Source organism: Mesorhizobium sp. NZP2077, assembly GCF_013170805.1.
In the GTDB taxonomy this organism is placed as follows: Bacteria; Pseudomonadota; Alphaproteobacteria; order Rhizobiales; family Rhizobiaceae; genus Mesorhizobium.
In genome coordinates, this window is record NZ_CP051293.1 from 3,392,645 (window position 1) to 3,405,772 (window position 13,128).

The window sequence follows — 13,128 nt, forward strand, 5'->3', positions numbered from 1 at the left end:
AATGGGGGTGGTCCAGCCGCGGCGCGAAGGCTCGGTCCGCCTCAATGCCTGAGGTGGATCGTCACCCAGCCTTCGCGATGCAAGGTGCGCACGTGCCGAAAATTCTGGCCGACATAGGCCGAGATGACGGCATCGCGCTGGCGCTCGAGGATGCCTGACAGCACGATCGAGCCGCCAAGTGTGATGTGCCCGGCCATTTGCGGTGCCAGCCGCATCAGCGGCCGCGCCAATATGTTGGCGACGATGAGATCGAAGGGCGCACGCTTGCCGAAAATCGGGTGGTGGAAGCCCGGCGCGGTCACTGTTTCGATCAAGCCCTTGACGTGGTTGAGCCGCGCATTGGCGGCGGCGACCTTCACCGCCACCGGGTCGATGTCGGTGGCGAGCACCGGAATATGCGCCAGCTTGGCAACTGCAATCGCCAGCACGGCGCTGCCGGTGCCAAGGTCGAGCGCATTGCGCGGATGCTCTCGACGCACGACCTTCTCCAGCATTTCGAGGCAGCCGGCGGTGGTGCCGTGATGGCCGGTGCCGAAGGCGAGCCCGGCTTCGATCTCGATGGCGAGTTCGCCGCTGTGGCGCTTTGTGCGATCATGCCCACCATGGACAAAGAAACGGCCGGCGCGCACCGGCTTCAGGCCTTCCAGAGAGCTGGCCACCCAGTCGATGTCGGGCAGCGCCTCGCGCCCGATCGGCTTCGACAGAGCGAGGCCGGCGAGAACGTCGTTCATCCGCGCCTCTACAGCATCGACGTCGCCATCGGTATAGAGCGAGACTTCGTGGATATCCTGGTCTTCGTCGACCTCGATCACGGCGATCGGCAGGCCTTCATCCTCGAAAGCCATTTCGAGCGCCGCGAAGACGCGCTCCGCCTCGATCTTTCCGGTGGTGAAATGGAGCCGTGTCTGTGTCATTGAGAGTTTCTTCTTTGAGCTTGATCTCTGGACAAACGGAACCGTTTGTCTTGAGAAAACCGGGTTCCACTTTTCGGGATCAAGCTCTAGCCCTTGGCCGCGAGGCGCTTCAGCTTCTCCACGGCGGTGCTGGCGCTTTCGCCATAGGCGATCGTGCCGGCAAAGTCGCCCTTGGCGTTGAGCAGCAGCACAGAGGCTGTGTGGTCCATCGTGTAGTCGCCGTCGCCGGTGTCGACCTTCTTCCAGTAGATGCCGAATGATTTGGCCATGGCATGGACCTTGTCCGGGTCGCCGGTAATACCAGTGATGCGGTCGGAGAAGTTGCTGACATAGGCGTTCATCACCGCCGGTGTGTCACGTTCCGGGTCGACCGAGACGAAATAGGCATGCAAGGTCTTGCCGTCGTCGCCGAGCGTCTTCAGCCAACCGGAGAGTTCGAACAGCGTGGTCGGGCAGACCTCCGGGCAATGGGTGAAGCCGAAGAAGACGACACTGGGCTGCCCACGGAAGGCGGCTTCGGTGATTGGCGCGCCTTTCTGGTCGACCAAGGTGAAGGGGGCGCCGAACGGCTCGCCGCCATAATGGCCGCGATACCAGTCAAAGGTCAGCCAGCCAATGCCGGCCGCCATCAGGACGAGAATGCCGACCAGGATAGAACGCATCATCAGTTGGGTGTCCGTCGTGATTTTCACCGGGCGCCGGATCAGCGCCGTTCGGCGAACACTCTTAACCACTTGATCTCGGACGCGCAAAGATGTCGCGTTGCCGCAACCGCCTTCGTCGCAGGCTCAGAGAGCGATGTGACCAAAGCTTCATTTGACCGGATCGAATCCCGGCCTATCGTGACGGCCAGCGCTCTTGTGGTGGAACAGCATGATACCGGACACGCCTGTTGCTTCCTATTCGAGAACCCAGATCTGGTTGCATTGGGGCATTGCCGTGCTGATTGTGATCCAGTTTCTTGCACATGACGGCATGAAACACGTGTGGCGTGCCTTTCGCCGGGGACAGGAGGCGTCGCCCGGTGACGTGCCACTGGCCTATATGCATGTCGTGCTTGGCCTCACGGTGCTGGTGCTGGCTTCATGGCGGCTTTGGCTCAGGGCGACGCGAGGCGTCCCGCCGGTATCGGGGATGGAGCATCCGGCGCTAAGGCTGCTCGCCAAGGCGACTCATCTTGTCATCTACGCGCTGATCTTCATCGTGCCCCTTTCGGGCGCCGCCGCCTGGTTCCTCGGCGTGCCAGGAGCAGGGCTGGTGCACGTGCTGGGCAAGGACATCCTGCTCTACATCGTGCTGTTGCACACGGCCGGGGCACTCATTCAGCATTTTGTGCTCAAGAGCGATGTCCTGCGGCGGATGCTGGCTTTCAGCCAACCATAGCTTGCAAAGCTGGGCTGCTCGCCCCACCTGTGACCGGCAACTCGAACCGTTGGAGGCTTCCTTGCGAGGACTGATTGGGCGAAAACTGATCGGCGGCGCCGTGGCAGCGTGCGTCGTGCTGGGCGCCGGCAGTGCCGTCGCCGAGGAAGTCGGCAAGGTCGGCGTCGACTGGATCGGCAACGACATCATCGTCGAAGCGATCAAGGACCCGAAGGTCGAGGGCGTGACCTGCCATGTCTCCTATTTCGACCGCAGCATCATCGATCGCCTGCACAAGGGCAACTGGTTCGAGGATCCCAGCGATTCCTCGATCTCCTGCCGTCAGACCGGCCCGATCACCATCGGCGACATCGACATGAGCGAGGGCGGCGAGGAAGTTTTCAAGCAAGGCATCAGCCTGATCTGGAAGAAGCAGGTGGTGAACCGCATTTACGACAAGACCAACGAGACGCTGATCTACCTCTCGCATTCGCGCCAGGTGCAGAACGGCTCGGCGAAAATGTCGGTCACGACAGTGCCGCTCTACGGCCAGAACGTGGTATGGAGCAAGGGCAAGCCGAAATAGGCGGGTGGGCGTCTGATTGGCCCCACGGACAATTGCTCCTGCCTTGCAGGAGCAATTGCTCTGACGTAAAGCCCCCGGATGGACCGTTCCGAAAACCTCGTCCTGAAAGATCCAGAGCCGCGCATCCATCCGACCGCGGAGTTGAAGGCGTGCAAGCTCGGCCGCTACGCTTCGATCGGCGAGCGGGTGGTGCTGCGCGAGGTGAGCGTCGGCGATTTCTCCTATTTCGAGCGCCATTCGGAAGCCATCTACACAACCATCGGCAAATTCTGCTCGATCGCCGCCAACAGCCGCATCAATGCGCTGGAGCATCCGATCGAACGGTTGACGCAGCACAAGGTCAGCTATCGGCCGAACGAGTATTTCCGCTGGCTGGGTGTCGATGCGGCGTTCCGCGAGCGGCGGCAGTCGAATGCCGTGAGCATCGGCCATGACGTCTGGGTCGGCCACGGCGCGGTGATCATGCCTGGCATCACCATCGGCAATGGTGCCGTCATCGGCGCCAACGCGGTGGTGACGCAGGACGTGCCGTCCTACATGATCGTCGCCGGCGTGCCGGCAAAGCCGCTCAGGCCGCGCTTTGCCCCTGACATAGCGGCGCGGATCGAAGCGCTCGCCTGGTGGGACTGGCCGGTCGACAAACTCGCCAGGGCGGTTCCCGATATCCAGTCCATGCCGATCGAGGTCTTGCTCGATCGGTGGGAAAAAGACGCCGCTTAGAGCAATTCCGGGAAAAGTGTGCTGTCTTGGACCGGTCGGCGCTTTCGGGAAACCATGCTCCGCGCTCTCCGGACTGAAACCCCTTCCGCCATGCGGGGGTGGCGCAGCGGAAGGGGCTGGAGGTAAGCCGCTGTGAAGCGGAAGGAACAGGCTCTCTTGCCTGCACGGTTACCATGACACTAAACCGATAAGGTGTGTTTTTCGACGAATGCTCGCTTTGCGTGCATTCAATTGTGCCTGACGTATTTGTCGCGGGCGGGAACCTGACACGGTCGCCGGATGTTTCTCCTCGCGACAGTCACTGAGGGATCTCGATAGATGGAAAAGCTCTTCACCAGGATCGCAAACTGGGTCGCCCACATAACCGGCTTGCCGCTTACATTTGCCGGTTGTTGTCTGATCGTCATCGTCTGGGCGGTGAGCGGGCCGTTCTTCGGTTTCTCCGACACCTGGCAATTGGTGATCAACACCGGCACGACCATCATCACCTTCCTGATGGTGTTCCTGATCCAGAACACCCAGAACCGCGACGGCGCCGCGATCCAGGCCAAGCTCGATGAGTTGATCCGGGTCAGCGAGGGCCATAACCATTTCATCGGCATCGAGCACCTGACCGAATCCGAGGTCGAGGAAATCCGCGACAAGTGCGAGCGGGCGGCGAAGCGGCATGACCAGCGGCATGATGAGAAGATCGCCACCATGGCCGCAAAAAAAGTCGTGGCGCAAAAGCGTCCCTCAAAAAAGAACGCGGCGTAAGCGCCTAAGATTGAACGAGAAATCAACCTCAGGGTCCCGCCTGTTCTTGTTTAAGCGTGACCTGATCCGAAACCGGTTCCTGTCCTCGAGGCAGGCCCGAAGACCTGCTTTCGAGGTGATGCTCATTGCTTCACGAAGGCCGCGAAAGGCTCCTTGTAATCGGGGTGCCAGCGCGACAGAGCAGGGCGGTTTTCGATGATGTCGCCGATCGCCCAGGCCATGCGTTTCTCGTCCAGCGGCCGTGCCACATCATTGTCCGGGCATAGGATATAGAAGTCGCCCCCAACCAGGGATTCCAGCATGAAATCAACGACCTGCTCGCCGGTCCAGGCGCCAGCCGGCTTTTCGGTCGCACCTTCGGTGAGGCCGGTATAGGTGAAGCCGGGGATCAACAGATGTGCCGAGAGCCGGGCGCCCGGCTCGTTGCGAAGTGCATGCGCCAGACCCTCGGTGAATGTCTTCACGCCGGCCTTGGAGACATTGTATGCCAGGTTGCCGGGCGGCGTGGTGATGCCTTGCTTGGAGCCGGTGTTGATGATCAGGCCCGGCCTGGCCGACGCCAGCATGCGCGGCGCGAAGGCCTCGACGCCATGCACGACGCCCCAGAAATTGATGTCGAGCAGCCGTTTCCAGGCATCGCGGTTTTCCCACGGCTTTCCGGGATTGTCGCCGACGCCGGCATTGTTCATCAGCAGCGAGACCTCGCCGAAGGCGCCGAATGCCCGGTCGGCGAGACGATCCACCTCGTCGGCCTTCGACACGTCCGACGCAACGGCAAGCACGGCGTCGTCGCCGGCAATGGCCGACACGGCGCGGGAGGCATCGTCAAGGCGGGTGCCGCCAATATCGGCGAGCACGATCTTCATGCCCAACAGCGCAAGCCGCTTGGCGGCTGCCAGACCGATGCCGCTGGCGGCGCCGGTGATGACGGCGGTGTTGCCCTGAACAAGCGCGGGCAGGGCGGTCTGGATTTCGGCGTCGGTGATCATGAGCAACGGGATCCTTTTCTCGATGGCGCCGAACTTAACGCCGGAACAGGCTTGTGCAAGCCTGCGTCAGCACGTGTTCTGGTTGACCAGCCCGGTCGAGGCTGCGCATGTTGGTTGGGCATTGGAGATTTTTGCCTCGGCAAAAGGAGACTTTTGCCTGGGTAAAATGGAGATCTTCGATTGACGGACTGGGTTGCAATTCTGAAGGAGCAGACCGCCACCGGCGACCAGATGGGGCGCGAGGTGCCGCAGATGCTGGCCAACCCCGATATCAGCGAAGCCCAGGTCAAGACACTGTTCGCCGCACTGGAAAAACAGGCCGAATTCGTCGAGAAACTGCGTATGGCGCTGGAGAAATTCGGCCATGATTTTTCGATCATCAAGGCAGCCGAACGGCTGGAGGAGCGCTATGCCGACCTTGCCGCGTCGGTGGCGGAAAAGCTGAAGGCGATGCGTAAATAGCTGCTTTTAGAGTTATTTTTCGAGAACGCGCGAAAAGCGCGTGTCCGGCACAAGCCACACCTAGGCAACTGCAACATAGAGCGCTACACCGATCCATCGGTCGACGAAAGTCAGCGCAACGGCCGCGATGTAGACGGCGAGCGAAAGCCTTCCCTTGCGGTCGGTGCCGACCGCCTTGGCAAAGGCGGTGTCCTGACCATGCAGCCGGTGCAGCGCCAGGACCAGGATGGCGTAGGCGGTTGCACACATTGCGAGGTCGAAACCGTAGACGGCGACCGGAACCGTGGCGAAATGGTTCTCGCCCATGAATGCAGTCGTCACCGGCATCAAGGACAGCCAGAACAACAGATGCAGGTTCGCCCACAGCACGCGACCGTCGACGTGCTGCACGGTGTGGAACATGTTGTGCAGGTTGTTCCAGTAGATGCCGACATTGATGAACGACAGCACGTAGCACAGGAAGATCGGCCACTGCGGCAGCAGTGTCGAAAAATCCTCGCCCTCCGGCACCTTCAGGTCCAGCACCATGATGGTGATGATGATGGCCGCCACGCCGTCGGTGAATGCCTCGACCCTGCCTTTGCCCATGGAGCCCCCTACCGTCAGGCTGCCAGTCTAGATGAGCTTAACGGTATCGGGAAAGGCCTCGCCGCCGGCTTTCAACCGCTCGGCGTTTCAGGCGCCATGTTGGCGCGCCCACGCGGCACGCCAAGTCCGGTATCGGGCGGTTCGCCGGCGGCCGGCCTGTTCTCGATCATGTGCAAGGTGCGCCAGCCACCGAAGCGGTAATAGGCCGCGGCCAGGATCAGCGAAGTGATCGAGCCAGCCGGGAAACTCCACCACAGCGCTTCCTCGCCGATAACGCCGCGCATGAAATAGGCAAAGCCGGTGCGCACGATGAGTACCGAGATCACCAGGATGATCAGCGGCGGCATCACCGCGCCGGTGGCGCGCACGGTGGCAAACAGCACGATGGTGATGCCGAACAGGATGAACGACCAGGACGCCGCGGAGTTGATGTGGGCTGCGATGTCGATCGCCGCGCTGTCGCTGCTCAGGAACAGGCTGAGGATCGAGCGGTCGAAGAGCCACAGCAGGGCGACCAGGGCGCCGGTCAGGACAAGGTTGAAGCCAACGCCGGAGGCGGCGATGCGGCCGATCCGGTCCCAGCGGCCGGCGCCGACATTCTGCGCCGCCATGGAGGAGACCGCCGCACCGATCGCCAGCGCCGGCATCTGGATGTAGGTCCACAACTGTGCGGCGATGCCGTAGGCGGCGGCGACCTGCGAACCGTAGGAATTGACGATGCCCATCACCGTCAGGGCCGCCGCCGAGATGACGATCATCTGCAGCCCCATCGGCACGCCCTTGAAGACGATTAAGCGCAGCAAAGCCGGATCGGGCCGCAGCAGGGCGAGGTTGGCGCCGGCCAGCCGTAGCGGATGTTTGCGCGCATAGAGCACGACAAGGATGGCAATCACGCTCACCGTCTGGCCGATCAGCGTCGAGGTGGCGGAGCCCGCAATTCCGAGTTCCGGGAAGGTTCCGATGCCGCGGATCAGCAGCGGGTTGAGGACGATATCGAGGACGACCGCCAGCGCCATGAAAATGAAGGGTGTGCGTGAATCGCCGGCACCGCGCAGCACTGTCATGACGAAGGACAGAAGGTTCATCATCGGCACGGCGACGAAGATGATGCGCAGATAGGAACGCGCCAGCGGCAAGGCGTCTGCCGGTGTGCCAAGCGAGTTGAGGATGGCGTCGACCCAGATCCAGCCGCAGACGGCGAAAACAATGGAGACGAGGAAGAAGAAGGTGGCGCTGGTGCCGACGATGCGGCGGGCCTCGGGCAGGTCACGGGCGCCGACCGACTGCGCCACCAGGATGGTCGCGGCCATGCCGATGCCGAACACCGTGCCCAGGATCAGGAACACGACGAGGTTGGCGTTGGAGGTGGCGGTCAGTGCCGATTCGCCGAGGAAGCGGCCGACCCAGACGGCATTGATCGACGCGTTGAGCGACTGCAGCACGTTGGAGCCGAGCACCGGCAAGGCAAACAGCAGCAGCGTGCGCGGGATCGGGCCGCTGGTCAGGTCGCCGGTGCGCCGGCGCGTGGGCATTTGTTCGTTCATGGCTGAAGGCCTGTCTTGAGTCCGGTCCGTGATGATTGCCGATTCAACGAGACAGGTCGATGCGGCGTCGGAAAATTCCGCCTGGTGTCTCTTGATCTAATCATGTTCTCAAAGCTCCCGGAATGGGCTATTGATCGTCACCGCGTGGGGCCGCATTCCTACTAGATCTGATGGATAAGCCGGGGGGATTATGTCCGATATTTCGCTGTTTTCCGAGCGCCTGAGCCGGCGTGCGTTTCTCGGTGCGTCCGCCTTGGGCGCAGCCGCCGTGGCTCTTTCTGCGTGTACCACCACGGAGATGGTGACGCCGCCGCCAGTCGCAGCGGCGCCGCCCGAGCCTGCGCTCGGTGATACCGCAACAATGTATACCGCGCGCACCGATGAGGGCTTTCAATTGCCGGCCATCCCGGTGGCCAAGCTCGATCCGAAGTTCGTGCGCCAGATCGTGGCCGACCCGACCGGTGAAAAACCCGGCACAATCGTCGTCGATGTCTCCGAGCACTTCCTCTATCTGGTGCGCGACGGCGGCAAGGCTATCCGCTACGGCGTCAGCCTCGGCAAGGCCGGGTTTGGATGGACCGGCAGCGCGGTTATCCAGGCGAGGAAGAAGTGGCCGGTGTGGACACCGCCGCCGGAAATGATCAAGCGCCGGCCGGAACTGGCGAAATTCAAGGACGGCATGCCGCCCGGCCCGCAGAGCCCGCTCGGCGCCCGCGCGCTCTATCTGTTCCGCGACGGCAAGGACACGATGTACCGGCTGCACGGCACGCCGGAGTGGGATTCCATCGGCAAGAACGCATCGTCGGGCTGCGTGCGCTTCATGAACCAGGACATCATCGACCTCTATAGCCGCGTCAACGGTCCCGCCCAGGTCTTTGTGCGTCCCAACCTTTCGGCTGCCGGCAAGATCATGGCCGTGTCGAGCAGGACGGCAGAGCCGATCGATGCCGGCGTGCCGAAGGATGCGGAGTTCTTGAAGTAGCTTTCACGGCCCGCGCAGGCGGACGCGTCGCGCCCGCCTGAATAGGGGTGACTACTTCTTGGCGAGGCCGGGAAGCGTGACCTGATAGACCAGGAACATGGTGTCGACATTGGCGCCGTCATCGGCCTTGTAGGGGGCGCCGACCTGGAAGCCATCCTGGGCGAGGAAGTCGTTGTCATTGGCGACGAACAGGAAGTAGTCGTCGGGCAGCTTCGGGTCCAGCACGCTCGCCAGCGACATCGCTTCCCACTTCTCGGAGAGATTGTTGTGATCGTTCGGCGCGCCATTGTGCAGGCCGAAGCGATTGAGCTGCGCATTGTCGTTGATGTCGATGAACGGGGTCAGCCTGGCCGGCGTCACCGACGGATCGAGCAAGCCCTTAGGGGCGATCGGCTTGTCGGCGGCATCGAAGGCGCCGCCGGCGATGTCGGTCGCGGCCGAAACGTCGACGGCGAATATCTGGCGCAGCAGCGAGGTGTCGCCCTTGAGACCCTGGCCGTTGCCGCTGTCGCGCGCCAGCATCAGGAATGACGTGTCCGACAGCGCCACGATCTCGCTCTGTGCCGCGATCTTGGTCTTGCCCTTGGCATCCTTGAACACCGGCAGCGGCACGACATATTCATGCGCCAGCTTGAGATGGGCGAGGTCGGAGCGGTCGTAGACCAGCGCTCTTGTGTTCTGCCGGGTCGAAGCGGAATCGCCACCATCCTGCCTGGTCGCCGACTGCAGCACGGCGATGAGGAACTTGCCGTCCGGCGTCATCGCCATGCCTTCGAGGCCCTGGTTGTTCTGGCGCCCGGTATCGGGATCCTTCGGGTCGGGTTCGGCCGCACCTGGACCGGGGTTGTCCGATGAGAAATTCGGTTTCCCCTTGCGCATCGGCACCAGGGCCGCCGGCGGCTGCGTCGCCGACAGCAGGCGGCCCTCGGCGGAGAAGTGGTAGATGTTGGGGCCATATTCGTCGGAGATGAACATCGAGGCGTCCGGCAGCCGCACGATCGCTTCATTGTCGAGGGCGAGCTTGCCGTTGGTGGCGACCGGCAGCATCGGCATGTCGCCGCTTGCTGCGCGCACATCCGACAGCGGATCGAGGCCGGTGGTGTCGGCGCCCTTGTCGTCCGTGAGCAGCAAGGTGTCGGCAAGCGTCGCCTTGACCTCAGTCTGTTCCTGGCCAGCGGCGCCTGGCGCCGCCGGGGTAAACTCGATGCCGATGGTGTTGACGCGCGCCCGGTAGTCGGTGGTGCCGGCGACATTGTAGCCGCGATCCGGCAGCAGCCAGAGCGATCCCTTGTAGGTACCGGCATCATGGGTCCAGCTTGATGTATCGATCGCCATGCCGGAACCCGAGCCGAAAGTTTCGCCAAACTTGTCGCGCTGAGCAGCCGGGATGCGGCCGACGCCGACCAGACCCTTGTTGACGAGGACGGTCGCGGTGCTGTCGGCGAGCGCCGGCGTCAAGGCGGTGAACAGGACCAGCGCGATGCCGAGCGAGGCGGTTCGGTAAAGCTGTTTCATGGATATCCTCTTGTGACGGATGTGCCGGAGCGGCTTAAGGACGAAAAGCTGAAAGAGGCGGCACATCGATGACGCCGCGCGCCGCTTCCTGAAAAGGGGTCTAAGGCGCGAACATGATGCTTGCGTGACAGTGCGGCATGCAGGTCAGCCGGCCTGTTCACCGGGCGAGAAAGACACGTGCTCAGGCCAATATTTGATCATCCCCGCGCATCCGTTCGGGTGTGCAAGCGCGGCACTAGACACATATGTACAGTGCGTATAGGATACTTGCTTCTGACAGACCGGGAGGGAAGCCGTGAAGTCGCACTACCGCGCAGTCGTCATCGGGGGTGGGGTGGTCGGCGCCTCGGTGCTCTACCATCTGACGCGGTTCGGCTGGTCTGACGTGGCGCTGATCGAGCGCGCCGAATTGACCGCCGGTTCGACCTGGCACGCGGCGGCCGGATTCCATGCCCTCAATGCCGATCCCAACGTCGCGGCGCTGCAGGATTACACCATCAAGCTCTACCGTGAGATCGAGTCCGAGTCCGGCCAGGACATCGGCCTGCACATGACCGGCGGCGTCAACATCGCCAGCGATCCGCAGCGCTGGGAGTGGCTGAAATCGGCCTGGGCGGTGTTCCAGTCGGTCGGCATCGAAACCGCCCGGCTGGTGACACCGGACGAGATCAAGGCGATCTGCCCGATCGTCGATGTCACGGGTGTGCTGGGCGGCCTGCATGATTCGAACGAAGGCCATCTCGACCCCTACGGCACCACGCACGCCTATGCCGGCGCCGCGAAGAAGCGCGGTGCCGAGATCATCCTGCGCAACCGGGTGGTCGAGCTCAAGGCACGCGCAGACGGCCATTGGGACGTCGTCACCGAGCAGGGCGCCATCGTTGCCGAGCATGTCATCAACGCCGGCGGGCTATGGGCAAAGCAGCTCGGCCGCATGGCCGGCGTCGACCTGCCGGTGACGCCGATGGAGCACCATTATTTCATCACCGAGGACATTCCGGAGATCGCGGCCCTGGACCGCGAGATCGGCCTCGCCGTCGACCTCGACGGCTTCTCCTACTTGCGCCAAGAGCGCAAGGGTGTGCTGCTCGGCGTCTACGAGCAGAATCCGAAGCACTGGAACATGGATGGCGCGCCATGGGACTACGGCATCGAGCTGATCCCGGAAGACATCGACCGCATTAGCCCGGAACTTGCCAAGGCGCATGAGCGCTTTCCGTGCCTGGCGACGGCCGGCATCCGCAAATGGGTCAACGGCGCCTTCACCTTTACCCCCGACGGCAACCCGATCGTCGGACCGGTGCGCGGCCTGAAAAACTACTGGGTCGCCTGTGGCGTCATGGTCGGCTTCAGCCAGGGCGGCGGCGTTGGAAAATCGCTGGCCGAATGGATGATTTACGGCGAACCGCAGGCCGACATTTTCGGCATGGACATTGCGCGTTACGGCGCCTTCGCCGCCAACCGCGAATACCTCAAGCAGACGACGCGGCAATTCTACTCGCGCCGCTTCGTCATGACCTTTCCCAATGAGCGGCTGTCCGCCGGCAGGCCTTTGAAACGCCCGGGCGCCTATGACGGCATGAGTGCCGCGGGTTGCGAATGGACAGCGTCGTGGGGGCTGGAAATCCCGGCCTATTTTGCGCCGATGGGTTTTCGCGAGAACACGACGCTCAAGCGCTCCAACGCCTTCGACATCGTCGGCGACGAGGCGTTGCAGGTCCGGCGGGCCGCCGGTCTCATCGATATCTCGGCGTATTCGCGCTATGCAGTGTCGGGGCCAAACGCCCAGGCATGGCTCGATCGGCTGCTTGCCTGCAAGCTGCCGAAAGCCGGGCAGGCGCGGCTGGCGCCGATGCTCGGGCCAGATGGGCGGCTGAAGGGCGACCTCACCGTGATCAACTGGGGCAGCAGTGACACTTGGCTGATGGGCTCCTATTATCTCAGGGAGTTCCACATGCGCTGGTTCGAGAGCCACGCGGCGGAAGGTGTTTCAGTCGCCGATCTCTCCGATGCAATGAGCGGCTTCCTGCTGACCGGGCCGAATGCGCGGAAAATCCTGGAGCGCACGACACATCAGGACGTCTCCGCCACGGCACTGCCGTTCATGGCTTGCGGCGTGTTTGACATCGGCATGGTGCAGGCGCGGGTCACGCGGCTGTCGATCGCTGGCGAGCTCGGGTTCGAGATCAGTTGCCCGGTGGCCATGCATGCCACGCTGCGCGACACGCTGCTTGCCGCCGGCGAGGATCTTGGCCTCGCCGAGATCGGCTACTACGCGCTCAATGCGCTCAGGTTGGAGAAAAGCTTCGGCATCTGGTCACGCGAATTCACGCAGGGCTACACGCCAGGCCAGGCCGGCCTCGACCGCTTCATTGCCTTCGACAAGGGCGATTTCATCGGCCGCAGGGCGGCGCTGAGGGAACGCAAGGCGGGTACCTCGCAACGGATCGTGACGCTGGAGATAGATGCTGTCGATGCCGACGCCAGCGGCTTCGAGCCGGTCTGGCGCGACGGCCGGCGTGTCGGCTTCGTCACTTCGGGCGGCTTTGGCTACACGATCGGCAAGAGCGTCGCGCTGGCGTTGGTGGACGACGATTTTGCCGAGGAGGGGACGGCACTTTCGGTCCACATTGTCGGCGTCGAGCGGCCGGCACGGATCATCGCAGCCTCGCCCTACGATCCCTCGGGTAAGGCGATGCGGCAATGAGGA

14 protein-coding genes are annotated in these 13,128 nt (G+C 62.9%); 8 read left to right on the forward strand and 6 right to left on the reverse strand.

Annotated elements, in window-relative coordinates:
- Positions 1–41: 41 nt before the first annotated feature.
- Positions 42–914 carry a 50S ribosomal protein L11 methyltransferase gene (locus tag HGP13_RS16770; protein ID WP_172227391.1) on the reverse strand — a complete coding sequence of 291 codons (873 nt, stop codon included), beginning with the start codon at positions 912–914 and terminating at the stop codon, positions 42–44.
- 86 nt (positions 915–1,000) lie between these two features.
- Positions 1,001–1,579 (reverse strand): SCO family protein, encoded by a 579-nt coding sequence (locus HGP13_RS16775; RefSeq protein ID WP_027044777.1) that lies wholly within the window; start codon positions 1,577–1,579, stop codon positions 1,001–1,003.
- 208 nt (positions 1,580–1,787) lie between these two features.
- Between HGP13_RS16775 and HGP13_RS16780 the strand changes: the two genes are divergently transcribed.
- The 4 genes from HGP13_RS16780 (at position 1,788) to HGP13_RS16795 (ending at position 4,338) form a co-directional block, all read left to right on the forward strand.
- Entirely contained in the window at positions 1,788–2,297 is a 510-nt protein-coding gene (locus tag HGP13_RS16780) for a cytochrome b/b6 domain-containing protein (RefSeq protein ID WP_172227393.1), read from the forward strand.
- 61 nt (positions 2,298–2,358) lie between these two features.
- The gene (locus HGP13_RS16785; protein WP_172227395.1) at positions 2,359–2,862 is read left to right on the forward strand and encodes a CreA family protein; all 504 of its coding nucleotides are present in this window, start codon (positions 2,359–2,361) and stop codon (positions 2,860–2,862) included.
- Positions 2,863–2,940: 78 nt separating this feature from the next.
- The gene (locus tag HGP13_RS16790) at positions 2,941–3,582 is read left to right on the forward strand and encodes a DapH/DapD/GlmU-related protein (protein WP_172227397.1); all 642 of its coding nucleotides are present in this window, start codon (positions 2,941–2,943) and stop codon (positions 3,580–3,582) included.
- A gap of 318 nt (positions 3,583–3,900) precedes the next feature.
- Positions 3,901–4,338 carry a low affinity iron permease family protein gene (locus tag HGP13_RS16795; protein ID WP_172227399.1) on the forward strand — a complete coding sequence of 146 codons (438 nt, stop codon included), beginning with the start codon at positions 3,901–3,903 and terminating at the stop codon, positions 4,336–4,338.
- Positions 4,339–4,460: 122 nt separating this feature from the next.
- Here HGP13_RS16795 and HGP13_RS16800 read toward each other — a convergent pair whose 3' ends face one another.
- Positions 4,461–5,327 carry an SDR family NAD(P)-dependent oxidoreductase gene (locus HGP13_RS16800; RefSeq protein ID WP_172227401.1) on the reverse strand — a complete coding sequence of 289 codons (867 nt, stop codon included), beginning with the start codon at positions 5,325–5,327 and terminating at the stop codon, positions 4,461–4,463.
- Between HGP13_RS16800 and HGP13_RS16805 the strand changes: the two genes are divergently transcribed.
- Positions 5,326–5,511, forward strand: a complete 186-nt coding sequence (locus tag HGP13_RS16805) for a hypothetical protein (RefSeq protein ID WP_172227404.1) — start codon at positions 5,326–5,328, stop codon at positions 5,509–5,511. The genes HGP13_RS16800 and HGP13_RS16805 overlap by 2 nt on opposite strands.
- Positions 5,508–5,789, forward strand: coding sequence for a hypothetical protein (locus tag HGP13_RS16810; RefSeq protein ID WP_172227406.1), 282 nt, complete (start codon positions 5,508–5,510; stop codon positions 5,787–5,789). Before HGP13_RS16805 ends, HGP13_RS16810 begins: the two co-directional genes overlap by 4 nt.
- Positions 5,790–5,849: 60 nt before the next feature.
- On the opposite strand, the gene HGP13_RS16815 is transcribed toward HGP13_RS16810, so the two are convergent.
- Positions 5,850–6,377, reverse strand: coding sequence for a TMEM175 family protein (locus tag HGP13_RS16815; RefSeq protein WP_172227408.1), 528 nt, complete (start codon positions 6,375–6,377; stop codon positions 5,850–5,852).
- Between the two features lie 71 nt (positions 6,378–6,448).
- Positions 6,449–7,921, reverse strand: coding sequence for an MATE family efflux transporter (locus HGP13_RS16820; RefSeq protein ID WP_172227410.1), 1,473 nt, complete (start codon positions 7,919–7,921; stop codon positions 6,449–6,451).
- Positions 7,922–8,111: 190 nt separating this feature from the next.
- Here HGP13_RS16820 and HGP13_RS16825 point away from each other — a divergent pair, with 190 nt between their 5' ends.
- Positions 8,112–8,903 carry a L,D-transpeptidase gene (locus tag HGP13_RS16825; protein ID WP_172227412.1) on the forward strand — a complete coding sequence of 264 codons (792 nt, stop codon included), beginning with the start codon at positions 8,112–8,114 and terminating at the stop codon, positions 8,901–8,903.
- 51 nt (positions 8,904–8,954) lie between these two features.
- Here the strand turns inward: HGP13_RS16825 and HGP13_RS16830 are convergent, their stop codons facing one another.
- Complete coding sequence (locus HGP13_RS16830) at positions 8,955–10,418, reverse strand: esterase-like activity of phytase family protein (RefSeq protein ID WP_172227414.1); 1,464 nt, start codon at positions 10,416–10,418, stop codon at positions 8,955–8,957.
- A 295-nt stretch (positions 10,419–10,713) separates the two neighbouring features.
- On the opposite strand from HGP13_RS16830, the gene HGP13_RS16835 reads away from it, so the two are divergent.
- Positions 10,714–13,125 (forward strand): FAD-dependent oxidoreductase, encoded by a 2,412-nt coding sequence (locus HGP13_RS16835; protein WP_172227416.1) that lies wholly within the window; start codon positions 10,714–10,716, stop codon positions 13,123–13,125.
- Positions 13,126–13,128 lie beyond the last annotated feature (3 nt).

What these genes read in the sequence shown, in the direction of transcription:
- HGP13_RS16820 (WP_172227410.1), bottom strand. Translation starts at nt 7,921, where the DNA reads ATGAACGAACAAATGCCCACGCGCCGGCGCACCGGCGACCTGACCAGC.
- HGP13_RS16815 (WP_172227408.1), bottom strand. Translation starts at nt 6,377, where the DNA reads ATGGGCAAAGGCAGGGTCGAGGCATTCACCGACGGCGTGGCGGCCATC.
- HGP13_RS16775 (WP_027044777.1), bottom strand. Translation starts at nt 1,579, where the DNA reads ATGATGCGTTCTATCCTGGTCGGCATTCTCGTCCTGATGGCGGCCGGC.
- HGP13_RS16780 (WP_172227393.1), top strand. Translation starts at nt 1,788, where the DNA reads ATGATACCGGACACGCCTGTTGCTTCCTATTCGAGAACCCAGATCTGG.
- HGP13_RS16805 (WP_172227404.1), top strand. Translation starts at nt 5,326, where the DNA reads ATGAGCAACGGGATCCTTTTCTCGATGGCGCCGAACTTAACGCCGGAA.
- HGP13_RS16770 (WP_172227391.1), bottom strand. Translation starts at nt 914, where the DNA reads ATGACACAGACACGGCTCCATTTCACCACCGGAAAGATCGAGGCGGAG.
- HGP13_RS16830 (WP_172227414.1), bottom strand. Translation starts at nt 10,418, where the DNA reads ATGAAACAGCTTTACCGAACCGCCTCGCTCGGCATCGCGCTGGTCCTG.
- HGP13_RS16795 (WP_172227399.1), top strand. Translation starts at nt 3,901, where the DNA reads ATGGAAAAGCTCTTCACCAGGATCGCAAACTGGGTCGCCCACATAACC.
- HGP13_RS16800 (WP_172227401.1), bottom strand. Translation starts at nt 5,327, where the DNA reads ATGATCACCGACGCCGAAATCCAGACCGCCCTGCCCGCGCTTGTTCAG.
- HGP13_RS16790 (WP_172227397.1), top strand. Translation starts at nt 2,941, where the DNA reads ATGGACCGTTCCGAAAACCTCGTCCTGAAAGATCCAGAGCCGCGCATC.
- HGP13_RS16825 (WP_172227412.1), top strand. Translation starts at nt 8,112, where the DNA reads ATGTCCGATATTTCGCTGTTTTCCGAGCGCCTGAGCCGGCGTGCGTTT.